We start from the raw sequence: 16,317 nt of genomic DNA, 5'->3' as shown, positions 1-16,317 counted from the left end.
CGTATGAATTTATAAAATTAATAAAGTGGAAAATTCGTCCACTTTGTTAAAGTTACACTAAAATATGTAAAAATGGATATTTAAAAAGGGATGACTTTAAAAAAAATCATCCCTAAAAAATATAAAATATTACTCTAATTTTTTAGAATTTACACAAAATTTGAAGAAGACTCATAGGAAAATTTTCACTATTATCAATGACAATAGCAGCAGTATTTAATTTTAGAAATGTAATTAATAATAATATAGAAATCGGGATGGCTTCGGCTCCTGGTTTCTTATTTGCAACATTGTTTTACTTTATACCATTTGTTTTTATTATATCAGAGTTTGTTAGTTTGAATAAAGATTCTGAATCAGGAGTTTATCAGTGGGTAAAATCATCGTTAGGTCCTAAGTGGGCATTTTTAAGTGCATATGCATACTGGTTTGTAAATTTATTTTATTTTACATCATTGCTTCCAAGCATTTTAGTTTATACATCATATGCATTCTGGGGATATGAGTACACATTTACTCCAATGACTATATCAATCCTATCAATTCTAATTTTTACTGTATCAACTTGGGTTTCTACTAAAGGTGCAGAATGGATAGGTAAAGTTACAAGTTTTGGAAGTTCTTTAATGTTATTTATGTCATTTGCTTTTATTATCCTATGTGGAGGCGCGCTATTAGGTGGAGTCCAACCAGCAACTCCAATAACAATTCAAGCTATGACTCCAACATTCAATTGGAAGTTTTTTGGAGCAATGGCATGGATATTCTTTGCTGCAGGAGGATCTGAAGCTATAGGTGTTTATATAAACGATTTAAAAGGAGGATCTAAAGCTTTTGTTAGAATGATAGTAGTTGCAGGAATAATGATAGGTGGATTATATTCAGTAGGATCATTACTAGTAAATGTTTTTGTTCCGCAAGATCAATTATCTTATGCATCTGGAATATTTCAAGTATTTGTAGGCCTTGGAAATCATTTTGGAATAAGTCAAAAGTTAGTTCATCACTTTATAGGTGTGGTTATGTTAGCTAGTGCTTTAGGAGCTCTTCTAGTTTGGACATCAGCTCCAGTTAAGGTTTTTTTCTCAGAGATTCCAAAGGATATGTTTGGAGAGAAAACAGTAGCTTTAAACAAATATGGAATTCCAGAAAGAGCTACATGGATTCAATTTTTAATTGTAATACCCTTACTATTAATACCTGCCTTAGGATCTGGAGATATAAATGAATTATTGGGAATAATTATAAATATGACAGCAGCAACATCACTTTTACCACCATTGTTTATAATGGTTGCATATTTTAACTTAAGATTAAATAAAGATTATTTAGAAAGAGATTTCAAAATGGGATCAAGAAAATTTGGTTTAATAGTGACATCATTTTTACTATGTATATTTTCAGTAGCATTTATTGCAGCTATTTTTCCGGAAGGTCAAAGCATTATGTTAACATTAGTTTATAATGTTGGAGGAGTAGTTATATTTATGGGATGGGCACTATGGAAATATAATAGTTATGAAAAGAAAGCATTAGGAATAGAAAAGAGAAAATCTAATAAATTAGCATAAAAAATTAAATAGTGCGGATATTTTTAATATCCGTACTATAAATTTTATATAAGGAGAAAATATGAAAAGAATATTAACATTGGGGTCAATTAGTTTTTTACTTTTTAGTTGCTCGACAAAAGAGAAAAATAATAATAAAAATATTAATAGAGAGAGTTATAAAAATATATTAAATCTTCAAGGTGAACCAAAGGAATTTACGTATTTTGCCCCAAGAAAAGAAACTGATAAATTAGGAACAAACTATATAAATAGTTTTGTAGATTTAGGAGCTTGGCATGGTTACTATCAACCAGAATATGGCAAATACTCTATGTATGGAGGGTTTGCAGGGCCGTTTTATTTAGCAGAAGAGTATGCTGCAAATTTATCAGATAGTTTTAATAAAATTGAGATTATAAATAAAGCGACAAATGAGAAATATAATTTATCAACAAGTAAAGCAAAGTTTGATTATATTCCTGGTAAATTAATTCAAAGTTATAGTTTGAAAGACATGGATTTAGTGTTAGAATTAATTTATGTTACAAATAGAACAGCTCTTGTAAAAACAATTATAACAAATAAAACAGATAAAGATTTAAATATTAGTTTAAATTGGTCTGGAAAATTGTATAATAAATTAGGAAAATGGAATGAAAAAAATAAAGAGTATAATTATATATCCCTTAATAATTCTTTGAAAAAATCTGAAAATGGAGTCATAGTTGATTTTAAAGAAAAGAGGCTAGTTTGGGATTATTTAATGAGTAATGATACACAGTTTCAAATAAAACATTCATTATCTGTAAAAACACAAATTAAAAATGATACATATAAATCTGAACTTGAAAACTCTATAATTATTCCACCTAAAGATGAACTAGTTACTTATACTACAGAATCATATACATTTACAAAAGATGAAGCTGATAAAGAAAAAAAATTAATAGAAGATATATTAAAAAATGGTGATAAATATTTCGTTGAAAATAATAAAAGATGGCAAGGATATATAGATAAAACTGTAAAAATAGAGAGTTTGAATTCTAAATATGATATAGCAGCAGTGAAATCAGTTAATACATTAATTACGAATTGGAGAAGTCCTGCAGGAGCCATAAAACAGATGGAATAACACCTTCTGTAAGTTATAAGTGGTTTAATGGATTTTGGGCATGGGATTCTTGGAAGCAAGCTGTAGCTACAGTTAATTTTAACGAAGAGTTAGCTAAGAATAATATAAGAGCTCTTTTTGATTACCAAATAACGAAAAATGATAAAATAAGACCTCAAGATGCAGGAGTGATTATAGATGCTATTTTTTATAATAAAGATGAAGATAGATATGGAGATGGTGGAAATTGGAATGAAAGAAATTCTAAGCCAGCTTTAGCAGCATGGGCAGTTTGGGAAGTTTATAAAGTGACTGAGGATAAAGAGTTTTTAAAAGAGATGTATCCTAAATTAAAAGAGTATCATAATTGGTGGTATACAAATAGAGATTTCGACAAAAATGGTATTGCTGAATACGGTGGAATGGTACACAGGTTAAATAATACTTCGGAAGAGATAATATTAGCAGCAGCATGGGAAAGTGGAATGGATAATGCTGTTAGATTTGATGTAGAAGGATATGGAGTAGATGATGTAGGTGTTAAGGTTTTAGAAAATAAGGATTTAAAAGGAAATTTAATAGGCTATTCTATAAATCAAGAATCTGTAGATTTAAATTCATTTTTATATGCTGAAAAAATATACTTAAGTAATATGGCAGAAGTGTTAGGTCTGCTTAGTGAGAAAAAAGAGTATTTAGCATCTGCAAAAAAAGTTAAAGAATATGTGAACAAAAATATGTTTGATGAAAAAACAGGGTATTATTATGATTTACAGATAGACAAGAACGGAAATAAAAAACTTCTTGTAAATAGAGGAAAAGGAACAGAAGGGTATATTCCATTATGGGCAAATTTATCTACAAAGAAGGAAGCTAAAAGAGTGGTTGAAAATATAATGGATAAAAATGTTATGAATACATATTTACCGTTTCCAACATCAGCAAAGGATAATCTAAAATATAATCCAGTAAAATATTGGCGTGGACCAGTATGGTTAGACCAAGCATATTTTGGAATAGTAGGTTTAAATAACTATGGATATAAAAAAGAAGCACAAGATTTAAGTATAAAACTTTTTGAAAACTCAGAAGGGTTATTAACTGATGGAGTAATTAGAGAGAATTATAATCCAGAGACAGGAGAGGGATTGCATTGTTCAAATTTTAGTTGGTCAGCATCAGTTTATTATTTAATTTATAAAGATTTTTTAGGAAAAAAATAGAAATAAAAAAGCCTCACTATTTAGTGAGGCTGAACTTTTAAAATTGGCGGAAGCGTATAGGAATCGAACCTACCAGCGATTTAACTCGCCAAGACAGTTTTGAAGACTGCTGAGTACACCAGTAACTCATCCGCTTCCAATTTCATATTTATTATATCATAAATATTTAAAAATTAAAAGTAGAAAAGTTCTTTTTAAAACCATTTTTTTCACAAAGATAGAAATTATATATATTTTTATCTATATTATTTTCAATTAAAAGTTCTAATATTTTATGTGCATCTTCAATATTTGCTTTTAAAGAAAGACCACAGCTAGCTTTTAACTCACCAGGTAGTGGTATGATTCGAACATCTATTCCGCTATCAACTAAGAATTTTTCTACCTTCATAACTAAATGAGTTGAATCGATTGTTATAATTAAAAAATTTTCTGAGTTCATTATGGTCTAATCACCTTATTTGCTTTCATTTGTTTTTCTATTATGTTGTACATATTTGTGATGCTCCCGACAGCAATATTGTTTTCTAAATGATAGAAATTAAGACAAGCTCCACAAGATAGAATTTCAACTCCTCTTTCCTCAAGAATTCTTAAGTCTTTTATAGTAGTCTCATTAGAAGCTGTTAAAAAAACACCTTTATTATAGAAAAGAATAGCTTTTGGCAGAGATTCCATTTCAGTAAGAGTATATATAAAACCTTTCATTAAAGTTTCACCAAGAGCAGTTTCACCATCACCCATTTTATCAGAAGCAATAACTATAATAGTGTTATTTTCATCATTAGAAGTACTAGAATTTGATAAAGCTTCATTAATTGTTTTATTTATTTGAATAAAAAATATTCCATTTTCTTCTCTAGTAGTAAATGAAAACCCCATCTCTTTAGAAAACTTTTCAATATTTTCCTTAGAAATTTTGTTATCTATAGAAACTTCAATTGAACCTTCTGTTATTTCTTTTAAAGCATTTTTTGTCATAATAACTGGTATAGGACAAGTCTGTCCAATAGCATTAACTTTTATCATTATTCCACACTCCTTGAAAATTATACTTTTTTTAATTATACAATATTTATACAAAAAATTATACTTTAAAATTGATATAATATAGACAATAAAAAAATTGATTTTTAATGTAAAAGGTGTTATTATAAAAATTGTTTTAAATATAATACAGTACGAGGAGTTGAGAATGAAAAAGAAGTATCTATCTGTGTCATCACTAGTAATGATGATATTCTTGGGAGTATTTGGATTTGGAAATATTGCCAATAATTTTAAAGAAGTAGGAATGTCATCCGCCACAATGTTGGTAATAGGAATATTATTTTATTTTTTACCACTTTGTTTAATAATGGCAGAATTTGGAGCGTATGCTCAAGATAGAACGAGCGGAATATATTCATGGATAGAGATAGGATTAGGAAAAAAAATGGCCTATTTTGCAATTTGGTCATATTTTATAGCAAATATATTTTATTTACCAACATTGGCAACAAGAGTGCCAACATACTTTAGTTTTGGACTATTTGGAGATGCGAATATATCAAATATACAAACAGCTACTTTATCTTTAGTAGCATTGGTTATATCATTAATTATTGGTGTGAAGTATCAAAAAGCTATTGGAGCTCTTTCAAAGCCTATAGGTTATGTTTCTTTATTTACAGTTTTAATATTTTTAGTAGCTGGAATATACCTTCATTTAACAGGTCAAGGAGCTACAAACTTAACAACTGAAATGTTTATAATAAAAACTACATCTAAATCTGATTTAGCTAGATCTTTAGGAACGTTTTCATGGATATTATTTGCATTTGGAGGAGGAGAGGTAGTAGGACCATATGTAAATCAAGTAGAAAATCCAGAGAAAAACTTTGTAAAAGGATTACTTGTAGCCTCAATGTTAATAGGAATACTTTATGTTTTAGGAATTGTTTCAGTTTCAGCATTTGGAACGCAAGAGGATTTTTCAAAAATATCTTTAATAAATGCAGTTTTAGCAGGTTTTAAATTTATGGGAGATAAGATAGGATTAGGAATTTGGTTTGTTAAATTAATGGGAATAGCTTATTCATTAATAACGTTAGTTGCTCTTATTCTTTGGGGAAGCTCTCTGGCTGCTGGAGTATTCAGTGAAGCACCAAAAGGAACTTTTCCAGATTGGTTAACAAAGAAGTCTGATAAAAATGGAATTTTAAGAAATGCCTTAATATTCCAAACAATATTAGCATTTTTATTCATAGCTCTTACAACTTTTGGTGGAGAAGCAGCAGGAGAGCTTTACTATAGAGTATATGATATGACAACGATGGCTTTAATTGTGCCGTATTTTTGTTTAGGAATAAGTTATATATTCTTTAGAAAAAGAGGTTATGTATCACCGTTTCAAATATCAAAAGGGAACTTAATACCTATTTTAGCAGGATTATCAGTTTCAGCAATGACATTTATAGCTTTTATTTTTGCAGGATATGACTTTACAGTACCAGTAGTGAAGCAATTAGATAAAATGAAGCTATATTATGGTGGTCTATTAATGTTTATGTTAATAGGTTTAGTTATTAAATTTTTAAGTGGAATAAATCATAAATCTAAAGAAAATAAGAAAAAATAGGTTAAATAAAAATGGAAGAACTTGAGTTCTTCCATTTTTGTTATTTTGTTTTATTAAATTCAGTTTCAGCAACAACTTTTAATCTAGTTAGTTGATCTTCTAGAATTCTTTTATTAAAAACATTGAAAAGTTTATGTAATGAAGTTCCTTTTAATGTCCAAGCTGTTAGTATTAAATGAGTTTTAGTTGGATTAACCTCTTCAAAATCATATTCAAGTTTAAAGTCTACCCATTTATCGCCTACTTCAATTTGGTACATTTTCCCTTCTTCATAAGCTAAAACTTTTCCACAATACTCCTCTTTAAAACCATACATTTTTATTTTTTCACAGAAAGTAGAACCAGTAACTTCTGGTGCATCTGTATGCTTCTCGTCTTCTAAACCAGTAATCCAAAGAGCATGCTTACTGTAATCAGATATAAGTTTAAATACAAAATCTTTTGGGGCTTCAATATCAATACCTTGAACAAAAAATGGTACTTTTTCGTTTAATTCTTTTAGTTCCATACAAATCACTCCCATTTAATAGAATATATTATATTATTAAGTGATTTTATGAAATTTCCTTCAAGATTAAATATTATTTTTTATTCTATAACTATCAATTTTTTTAGTAACTTTTTTTTCATCAAAATTTTCAAGGTATACAAGAGCCATTTTACGGCTAGTTTTGAGAAGATCTCTAAACTCTGCTAGTGTAATTTGAGTATTTAATATAAGGAAGTTATCTAATCTATTTAAAGCTTCTTGATAAAAACCTTTTAAAAGAAAATATTCATTTAATTTTATAATAAGCCCTTCTCTAACTAAATATTGAAAAACTTCTTTAAAATTTAGATTTTTATGAAAATAATCATTTAACTTTTCAAAACTTAATCCATTAAACTCCTGTTTTTTTAATAGAATTAAAATTTCATCTTTTATTTTTTTTTCATCTTTTGAAAGCTTAACTTTAAATGTTTTAAGTGAAACAAAGTTATCTTTTTCTTGAAACTCATCTTGAAATTCATTTATTAAGTTGATTCCTTTAAAAAATAGGTTGTTAATAGTTGCTAAAGGAACCCCTTTTCTAAGAGGGTTTTTTAAATGAAAATCATTTAAATATAAATTAATTTCATTTTTAAGATTTTTAAGATTTTCTTTATGAATAATAGCTTTTATTGTTTTAAAAACAAAAATATTATGATCAAAACTATTTTCATTTAAAGAGAGGTTAAACTCTTTATTCAAATCGTTTATATAAGTAAAACTTCCCTTATTTAAAAGATACTCTGAAACATTAAGTTGTTTATTTAAAAGATAATTTAATTTTTTTAAATAAATAGAATTATTTTTTTTAGTAGGAACTCCAAAAGGTGTTAGAATTCGAGCTCCTCCAAGTAAAGCGGATGTACTAAGAGTTCTTAATATACCAATATCGTCAAAATCGACAGGAATTTCTTTGTCCATTATAAGTTGGAAAAAGGTTGATTCCTCTTCAAAATCTTGAAGATATTTAATCTTTCCATAATACTCTCCAGTACCAATATTCAATCTTATTTTAGTATTGTTTTTAGGAATAGTTCCTTCTGATAATCTATTGAATACTACATCTATTATTTTGCTATTTGTAATAGTTTTACTGTTAGTTAAAAGGTTACCTCTTTCAAGCTCCTTTGCTGTTACTCCAGTTATATTTAAGGCACATCTTTGTTGAGATGAAATGTATTCTAAATCTTTTCCATGATTTTGAATTCCCTTTATTTTAATATTAATTTTTTGAGGATAAAGAGTTAAAGTATCCCCTTTATTTATATTACCAATAGTTGTACCACTAACAATAGTTCCAATTCCTTTAGGAGAATAGATTTTATCAATATCTAGTCTAAAAATATTTTGAATATTATTAGATGAAGAGAAATCAAAATTTTCAATCTCTTTTAAAATTAAATTATATAGGTTTTCATAGGTTGAACTATCTTTTAGGTTAACTTCAACAATAGGAAAATCTTTAAAAAACTCCTCTTTAAACTCTTGAGAAATTTGAGCTTTAACTTCGTCAACTCTTTCAGAAGTAACTAGATCTCTTTTTGATAAAACAATAATTCCATTTTTTATTCCAAGAAGTTTTAAAATCTCTTTATGTTCTATTGTTTGAGGCATAATACCATCATCACAAGCTATTAAAAAAAGCACAAAGTTAATACCTTTAGCACCAGCAACCATATTTTTTATAAATTTTTCGTGCCCAGGAACATCAATAATACTGATAATATCACCAGAAGGAATATTTAAAGGGGCAAAACCAAGATCAATGGTCATCCCCCTTTCTTTTTCCTCTTTCATAGTATCGGTATTTATATTTGTCAGCATTTTGACTAAAGTTGTTTTTCCGTGATCTATATGACCAGCTGTACCAATTACTATATTCTTCATATCTATACTCTCTCTAAGAACTTTTTAAAGTTTTTTATGATTATAGAGTACTCATCACTGTGAATTGTTTTTAAATCAATAAAAAATTGATTGTTTTGAACTCTTCCAACAATAGGTGTATCCTCTTTTAAAAAAGCTGTTTCAACTTGTTTTCCATCTAAAGAAGTGATAGCGACACCATAACTATCGATAGTTGCATCAGGCATAGAGCCTCCGCCAATTATAGCTTTTGTTTCAATGATTTCACTATCGATTTCAATATCTTTTAAAAGATTCTTTAAAATCTCTGCTCTTTTAAAAACTTCGCCTATAGGTTCTAAAATTCTATTTAGAGTAGGGTTTTTTTCGATTGCAACCTTTTCATCAACATATTGTTTAAAAGTAAATTCTAAAGCACTAATAGTCATTTTACAAACTCTGAAAGCTCTTAAGAATTGATTTTTTTTCAATTTTGAAATTAACTCTCTCTTTCCAATAATCACTCCACATTGTGGTCCACCTAAAAGTTTATCCCCACTAAAAGTAATTAAATCAATACCAGAGTTTAAAGATTCAAAAATTGTAGGTTCCTTTTTTTGTCCATATTTAGAAAAATCTATTAATACACCACTTCCTAAGTCTTCCATTGAAATTATTCTATGTTCTTTTGCTAATTCAGCAATCTCTTTATTAGACACAGATTTTGTAAAACCAGAGATATGATAGTTAGATGTATGAACTTTTAAAAGCATTGATGTATTTTCATTTATTGCTTTTTGATAGTCAGCTAGATGAGTTCTATTAGTAGTTCCAACTTCAACAAGTTTAGCACTTGAGAGTTCCATAATATCTGGAATTCTAAATGAGCCACCAACTTCAACAAGCTCTCCTCTAGATATAATAACCTCTGTATTTTTACTGAATTCATTTAAACAAAGCATAACAGCAGCAGCGTTATTATTAACTACTAATGCAGCTTCAGCGCCAGTAACTTTTGCGATAAGATCTTCTACATGAGAGTATCTACTTCCTCTTTCACCTGTTTTTAAATCAAATTCAAGATTGCTATATCCGCAAAGTGAATTTTGCAGATGCTCAATTAATTCTTTTGAAAAAAGAGCTCTTCCTAAGTTTGTATGTAGGATAGTTCCTGTACCATTTATAACTCTTTTAAAATTAAACTCTAAATTTTTAGTTAGAGATTTTGTAATTTCATTTTCGATATCTTCAATAGAGTATTGAGTGATAACTTCCTCAAGAATTCCTTTTCTAAAAAAGTTAATTCCTTCGTTAACAGCGTCGTAAACCTCTTTATAAGGTTTATCTTTAAAAAACTCCTTTTCATTCAGTAGATCGATAACTTTATCTACTTTAGGAAGATTTCTTAAAAGAGTTTGTTTATTAGTCATAATATTCCCCTTATCTAACTACAATATATTTTCCGTTATATTTATCTACAGTTCCAATTAAAGATGACTTTATTTGAAGAGTATTTAGTTTTTCCATAACCTCTGATGCATATTTTGAAGAAACAGAAAATAGTAATCCACCAGATGTTTGTGGATCTAGCATAATCTCTTGTAACCAAAATGGAACTGCTGAAATATCAACTTTATCATTTAAATAGTTTCTATTTTTTTGTCCCATAGAGTTTATATAAAACTCTTTAGCGAACTCTTTAGCAATGTCTAAATATGGAATAAGTTCTTGTTCTAAAACGAAAGTTTTTTCAGAAGCTACTGCCATTTCATATGCGTGCCCTAAAAATCCGAATCCTGTAATATCTGTACAAGCAGTTATTGGATAGTCTCTTATAATTTCAGCAGAGTATTTATTTAAAGTTGTCATTATTTCAATCCACTCAGTTTTTACTTCATCAGAGAGAGTTTCAACTTTAGAAGCTGTAGAAATAATACCTGTTCCAAGAGGTTTTGTTATGATTAAAACATCTCCTTCTTGAGAACCGTAATTTTTAAAAACTTTATCAGGATGTACAAGTCCAGTTACAGAAAGACCATATTTAATCTCAGGATCATGAATAGAGTGTCCACCACTTAGAACAGCTCCAGATTCAGCAATTTTTTCAGCTCCGCCTCTTAAAATTTCTCCTAAAATTTCGATATTTTCCTTTTCAGGAAAACAAACTATATTCATAGCTGTTCTAGGTTCTCCTCCCATTGCATAAACATCACTTAAAGAGTTAGCCGCAGCTATTTGTCCAAATATATATGGATCATCAATCATAGGTGTAAAAAAGTCTAAAGTTTGGATTAAAGCTATATCATCTGTTAATTTATATATAGCAGCATCATCAGATTTTTCAAAACCAACAATTAAATTTTTATCTTCCACACTTGGAAGATTTTTTAATAAACTTGAAAGAACCTCCGGTCCTATTTTGCTTGCTCAACCACCAATTGAGCATCTATCTAATAAAAGTTTCATTTAGCGCCTCCTTATTCATAAAAAATGAACCTATAAATTATACCACAATTATATATTTAATACCATACCGCCTTCTAAATTATCAACTGTTGAAACTGTGATACTATTTTTATTTAAAATATCTAAAAGAGTTAATAATATTAGATTTCCAGCAATAATAACATCAGCACGGTTAGGTTCTAAACCAATAATTTTTTTACGATCTTCTAAAGTTTTACTTAAAAATAGATATAAGTTTTCCTCTAAATCCATTTTTGTTAAAACATAGCCATTTATCTCTTTCTCATCAAACTTAGGAAGTTTTTTAACAATAGAAACATTAGTTGTAACAGTACCTGCAACTCCTATAATTTTAAAGTTATTACCTTCAAATTTAATTAATTCGTTAAAAAATCCTTTTAAATAGTTACGAGCAGATAAAAGAGTTTCCTCATTATAGTTTTCATCTGAAAAAAACATCTCTGTTAATTTAACAACTCCAATGGGGAAACTTTTGATATAGTCAATTCCATTGTAATCACCAATGGTAATTTCACTACTACCGCCTCCTACATCAATAGTTGCTATTTTTTCTCTATAGATATTGCTATTTCCATTAAAACTTAATTTTGCTTCAATCTCTCCAGGAATAACTAAAGTATTTATATCAAATTCATTTTTTATTCCTTGAACAAACATACTACCATTACTAGCTTCTCTTGTAGCAGCAGTGGCAAATGCAATAAGCTCAGTTACACCCATAGAATCAGCTTTTTCTTTAAATCTTTTAATAATATAGTATGTTTTTTCAATAGATTCTTTCGAAAGAACACCAGTTTGATTAAGGTTCTTTCCTAATCTAGAAACTTCTAAATCCTTATATAATGGTGTAATAATCTCTATTTTATTATCAGTTTTTTCAATCTCTGCAATAAAAAGTCTACACGAGTTAGTTCCTATATCTATAACACCTTTTAAAATTCTATTTTTAAAAGAGTGGTTAACTTCAGAGATAACTTCTTTAGAAATTGGTATATTTTCAAGAGTTCCATTTTTATCAATAATAAATTTAATTTTATCATGGGTATTTTTTTTATCTTTTTTCATAACATTTATTAAAGTTTCTTCCTCTATATATATAGGAGTAGGATCAATTTTATAAAGACTGAAAAGTTCTTTGATAGAATTAATGTATTCTTCTGTAGCAAAACCTAAAAATTTAGAGATTTGCATTTCAAAAAGTATACCTTTAGCTACTCCTTCGCCGTGAGAGATATGTTGATAATCAAAAAGAGTTTCTAAAGCATGGCCATAAGTATGACCTAGATTTAAGAAGGCACGATCACCTTTCTCAAATTCATCTTTTTCAACAAACTCTTTTTTTATTTTACAAGATTCATAAATCATTTCAATTAAAACTTCAGGTTTTAACTTTAAAATATCTCTATATGACTCAATTAAGAAGTTAAAATAACTTTTATCTTTTGCGATGATACTATGCTTAATAACCTCTCCCATACCTGATTTAAATTGGCATAAAGGTAGAGTTTTTAAAAAATTAATATCTATAATAACTCCAATAGGTTGTTTAAAAGAACCAATTAAGTTTTTTCCAAGAGAGTGATTAATAGCAACCTTACCTCCAATACTAGCATCAACTTGAGCTAATAAAGAAGTGGGAACTTGTAAAAAATCAAGACCTCTCATAAAGGTAGAAGCAATGAATCCTCCTAAATCGCAAACAACTCCACCACCAACACATATGATTAAAGAGTTTCTAGAAAAATTATTCTCTATTAAAAATGAAAAAATTTCCATAGAAGTTTCCATATTCTTATATATTTCACCGTCTTCAATTTTATAGACATAGGTTTTTTTCTTTGGAAGATTACTTAAAATCTTTTGACCATAAAGTTCACCTATAGTTTTATTTGTAAGTAGTAGTATTTTGTCATAATTTTCAGTAAAATCATTAAGTCTATCTATTGTATTTTGTCCAATAAAAATGTCGTATGAATTTATAGAAGTCTTCATAACTAAATTTTTCATAATATTGGTCTCCTTTTGTTTAATTTTCTATAGTTAAAGTATAATATTTTTATAAAAAAAAAGCAAATTTACCAAAAAAATGTTTGCAGAAAAAACAAAAAATATTATAATAAGAACATATAAATGATTTTGGAGGGGAAAATGAAAAGGAAAGTCTTATTTTTTACAGCATTGAGTGTACTAGCGTTTGGTCAAAGTGAGAAATCTTATATTGGAAAAGGAAAAGGTTATGGTGGTGAGTTAAAAGTAAATGTAAAAACAAAGGGGGAAGAGATTGTTGATTTAGAATTAATATCTCATAAAGAAACATCACCAGTTGTAAAAAGAGCATTTCCTGTTATTAAGGAGAGAATTATAGAAGCACAAAGTCCTATTGTAGATAATGTATCAGGGGCAACTTATACATCTTTTGGAGTAAAAAGAGCAGTAGCACAAGCTTTAAAAGCTCAAGGAAAAGACTATGGTAAGATTACAGTGAAAACAGGTGGACCAAAAGAGGAAATAGCATATTTAGAACCGGTAAATACAGATATAGTTATAGTAGGAGGGGGACCTGCAGGTCTTGCAGCAGCAATATCAGCTAAAGAAGCGGGAGCTAAAAATATAATATTAATAGAAAAATTAGATATTTTAAGTGGAAATGGAAAGTTTGATATGAACTTTTTTGATTTAATAAATTCAGAAGCACAAAAGAAAAATGGAACATTTGATACTGTAGAAGCTTTTGTAAAAGATAAAGCAAATAAAATGGATACAATTGAAAGAACTCAAGCTCAAGCTGAAGGAGCATTTAAACTTGATGCTTGGTTAAGAGGTATGGGAATAGAATTAAATCATAACTACGGTTTAAGAAATCATATGGCTGAGAAAGATGCGTATGCTGGAGAAGAGATTCAAGATGGGTTAGAAAAGAAAGTAAAAGAGTTAGGAATAGATGTAAGAACAGGAACAAAAGGTTTAGACTTAATTGTAAAAGATGGAGAAGTGACAGGGGTTAAGGTTCAAAATAAAAATAAATTTTATGATATAAATGCTAAGGCAGTTATTCTTGCAACAGGAGGATTTTCTCATAATAAAGAACTACTTGCAAAATATGCACCTGGTTCAGAGACATTAGCAACATCAAATCAAATGTCAGCAACAGGAGACTTTATTCCTGTATTTGAAAAGAATAATTTAAAGATGGATAACTTAGATGTTTTAAGCATATTCTCTTTTATACTTGTTCCAAGTAGAGATTTAACAGGAGGAGGAGACGGTTATATACTAGTTAACCAAGAGGGAAAAACATTCTTAAAAGATAAACCAACGAGTATGGAAAGAGCTAAATCTATTGAAGCTCAAACTGGTAGTTATGCTTATTATATATATGATCAAGATCTGTATGATTCTTTTTATCGTTTACAAAAACATAATAATTTAGGACTTCATACAAAGGCTGAAACAATTGAGGAGTTAGCTAAAAAGTTAAATATTCCAGTGGAAGAGTTAAAAAATTCAACAAAAACATTGAGAAAAGAGGGACCTTATTATGGAGCTAAGGTTCAATCAGCTATTCATATGACAAAAGGTGGAGTAGTAGCTGACGAGAAAACACAAGTTGTAAATACAAAAGGTGAAAAGGTAAAAGGACTTTATGCAGCTGGAGAAGTTACAAGCACTAGTGCAGCATATAGTGCAGCAGTTGTATTTGGACGTATTGCAGGTGAAGAGGCTGCAAACTCTATAAAATAGCTAAAAGAAGAGGGATATTAGATTAAATATATCCCTCTGTTTATTTACAAAAAATAAAAAATATGGTACTTTATAGAAAAAAGTCAAAAAGACTGGAGGTAAAAAATGCAAGGTTTTAAAACGTTTATATTAATGCTAGTAATGACCTTATTGCTATTATTTATAGGAGGAGCTATTGGTGGAAAAACAGGAATGACAATAGCTTTAGTTTTAGCAGGAGTAATGAATTTTGTATCATATTGGTTTAGTGATAAAATTGTACTATCAATGTATGGAGCACAAGAGATACCAGAAAATAATAAAGTTTATTGGATAACAAAGAAGTTAGCTGACAATGCAGGATTACCTATGCCAAAAGTATATATGATAAATCAAAGTCAGCCAAATGCATTTGCAACTGGAAGAAATCCTCATCATGCAGCGGTTGCAGTGACAAGAGGATTAGTTGAACTTATGGATGATAATGAGTTAGCAGGAGTAATAGGACATGAATTAGGACATGTTTCTCATAGAGATATACTAATTCAAAGTGTGGCAGCAACTTTAGCAGGAGCTATTGCATATATGGCTAATATGGCAAAGTGGGCAGCTATTTTTGGTGGAGGAAGAAGAGATGAGGACGATAATCACGGAGGAATTTTTGGGTTATTGGCAATAAGTATTTTTGCACCTTTAGCAGCAATGTTGGTTCAAATGGCTATATCTAGAAGTAGAGAGTATAAGGCTGATAATTTTGGTGGGAAAATTTGTGGTCATCCAAGATATTTAGCAAATGCTTTAAGAAAATTAGAGTCATATGCTACAAGGATTCCCATGGATGCAGCACCAGCTACAGAAAATATGTTTATTGTTTCACCTTTAGCAGGAAGTAAGATGGCAAATTTATTTAGTACTCATCCAAGTACTGCTGATAGAATAAGAAGATTAGAGGAAATGGAATAAAATAAAATTTGACAAATCCAATAATATGAAGTAAATATAAAAAGTAAAGAGATGGAGGAATAGTTATGGAAAAAACTGTTATTTCTCAAAAGATTCTACTTATATTTACATTAATATTATTGACTTATCTTATTGTTGTTTTATTTGAAAAAGATATAAACACCTTTGATGAATTAGAAAGAATTCTCCTTTTTAGACATTTTAGGCTACATATGTAGAGAGTCAGAGTTATATCTGACTCTTTTTAATTTGACACTAAAGCC

General features: G+C 28.7%; 14 protein-coding genes and 1 tRNA gene. 7 read left to right on the top strand and 8 right to left on the bottom strand.

The features are described 5' to 3' along the window. Nucleotides 1-173: 173 nt before the first annotated feature. The 3 genes from H5J23_RS08025 to H5J23_RS14090 all read left to right on the top strand — a co-directional run bounded on the left by H5J23_RS08025 (nt 174) and on the right by H5J23_RS14090 (nt 3,890). Entirely contained in the window at nt 174-1,571 is a 1,398-nt protein-coding gene (locus H5J23_RS08025; protein WP_370523843.1) for an amino acid permease, read from the top strand. A 61-nt stretch (nt 1,572-1,632) separates the two neighbouring features. Next, the gene (locus H5J23_RS14095) at nt 1,633-2,688 is read left to right on the top strand and encodes a hypothetical protein (RefSeq protein WP_221892794.1); all 1,056 of its coding nucleotides are present in this window, start codon (nt 1,633-1,635) and stop codon (nt 2,686-2,688) included. After that, nucleotides 2,649-3,890 carry a trehalase family glycosidase gene (locus tag H5J23_RS14090; protein WP_221892793.1) on the top strand — a complete coding sequence of 414 codons (1,242 nt, stop codon included), beginning with the start codon at nt 2,649-2,651 and terminating at the stop codon, nt 3,888-3,890. Before H5J23_RS14095 ends, H5J23_RS14090 begins: the two co-directional genes overlap by 40 nt. A 44-nt stretch (nt 3,891-3,934) precedes the next feature. Here the strand turns inward: H5J23_RS14090 and H5J23_RS08015 are convergent. The 3 genes from H5J23_RS08015 to yedF all read right to left on the bottom strand — a co-directional run bounded on the left by H5J23_RS08015 (nt 3,935) and on the right by yedF (nt 4,919). Next, a tRNA-Sec gene (locus tag H5J23_RS08015) sits at nt 3,935-4,028 on the bottom strand. A 28-nt stretch (nt 4,029-4,056) separates the two neighbouring features. Continuing rightward, nucleotides 4,057-4,332: a DUF3343 domain-containing protein gene (locus H5J23_RS08010; RefSeq protein ID WP_023049597.1), complete on the bottom strand. Its 276-nt coding sequence runs from the start codon at nt 4,330-4,332 to the stop codon at nt 4,057-4,059. Then, nucleotides 4,332-4,919, bottom strand: coding sequence for a sulfurtransferase-like selenium metabolism protein YedF (yedF, locus tag H5J23_RS08005; RefSeq protein ID WP_185891715.1), 588 nt, complete (start codon nt 4,917-4,919; stop codon nt 4,332-4,334). The genes H5J23_RS08010 and yedF overlap by 1 nt, the downstream gene beginning before the upstream one ends. A gap of 166 nt (nt 4,920-5,085) precedes the next feature. Between yedF and H5J23_RS08000 the strand changes: the two genes are divergently transcribed. Then, complete coding sequence (locus H5J23_RS08000; RefSeq protein WP_185891714.1) at nt 5,086-6,510, top strand: amino acid permease; 1,425 nt, start codon at nt 5,086-5,088, stop codon at nt 6,508-6,510. Nucleotides 6,511-6,550: 40 nt separating this feature from the next. On the opposite strand, the gene H5J23_RS07995 is transcribed toward H5J23_RS08000, so the two are convergent. The 5 genes from H5J23_RS07995 to aroB all read right to left on the bottom strand — a co-directional run bounded on the left by H5J23_RS07995 (nt 6,551) and on the right by aroB (nt 13,378). After that, nucleotides 6,551-7,018 carry an SRPBCC family protein gene (locus H5J23_RS07995; RefSeq protein WP_040405898.1) on the bottom strand — a complete coding sequence of 156 codons (468 nt, stop codon included), beginning with the start codon at nt 7,016-7,018 and terminating at the stop codon, nt 6,551-6,553. Nucleotides 7,019-7,084: 66 nt separating this feature from the next. Continuing rightward, complete coding sequence (gene selB, locus H5J23_RS07990) at nt 7,085-8,926, bottom strand: selenocysteine-specific translation elongation factor (RefSeq protein ID WP_185891713.1); 1,842 nt, start codon at nt 8,924-8,926, stop codon at nt 7,085-7,087. Between the two features lie 2 nt (nt 8,927-8,928). Next, a complete protein-coding gene (selA, locus tag H5J23_RS07985; protein WP_185891712.1) occupies nt 8,929-10,314 on the bottom strand; it encodes an L-seryl-tRNA(Sec) selenium transferase in 1,386 nt (461 codons plus the stop codon). Between the two features lie 10 nt (nt 10,315-10,324). Further along, on the bottom strand, nt 10,325-11,302 hold the full coding sequence (gene selD, locus H5J23_RS07980; RefSeq protein WP_211231148.1) for a selenide, water dikinase SelD: 978 nt from the start codon (nt 11,300-11,302) through the stop codon (nt 10,325-10,327). A 96-nt stretch (nt 11,303-11,398) separates the two neighbouring features. Further along, nucleotides 11,399-13,378, bottom strand: a complete 1,980-nt coding sequence (gene aroB, locus H5J23_RS07975) for a 3-dehydroquinate synthase (protein ID WP_185891711.1) — start codon at nt 13,376-13,378, stop codon at nt 11,399-11,401. A gap of 141 nt (nt 13,379-13,519) precedes the next feature. Between aroB and H5J23_RS07970 the strand changes: the two genes are divergently transcribed. The 3 genes from H5J23_RS07970 to H5J23_RS07960 all read left to right on the top strand — a co-directional run bounded on the left by H5J23_RS07970 (nt 13,520) and on the right by H5J23_RS07960 (nt 16,272). Continuing rightward, nucleotides 13,520-15,112 (top strand): FAD-binding protein, encoded by a 1,593-nt coding sequence (locus H5J23_RS07970; protein ID WP_185891710.1) that lies wholly within the window; start codon nt 13,520-13,522, stop codon nt 15,110-15,112. A gap of 105 nt (nt 15,113-15,217) precedes the next feature. Then, nucleotides 15,218-16,054, top strand: a complete 837-nt coding sequence (gene htpX / locus H5J23_RS07965; RefSeq protein ID WP_023049606.1) for a zinc metalloprotease HtpX — start codon at nt 15,218-15,220, stop codon at nt 16,052-16,054. Nucleotides 16,055-16,119: 65 nt separating this feature from the next. Further along, the gene (locus tag H5J23_RS07960; RefSeq protein WP_023049607.1) at nt 16,120-16,272 is read left to right on the top strand and encodes a hypothetical protein; all 153 of its coding nucleotides are present in this window, start codon (nt 16,120-16,122) and stop codon (nt 16,270-16,272) included. The last annotated feature ends 45 nt before the right edge of the window (nt 16,273-16,317 follow it).

It is taken from the genome of Cetobacterium sp. 2G large, from assembly GCF_014250655.1.
Taxonomy (GTDB): domain Bacteria; phylum Fusobacteriota; class Fusobacteriia; order Fusobacteriales; family Fusobacteriaceae; genus Cetobacterium_A; species Cetobacterium_A somerae.
This window is presented reverse-complemented; position numbering and strand designations above follow the sequence as displayed.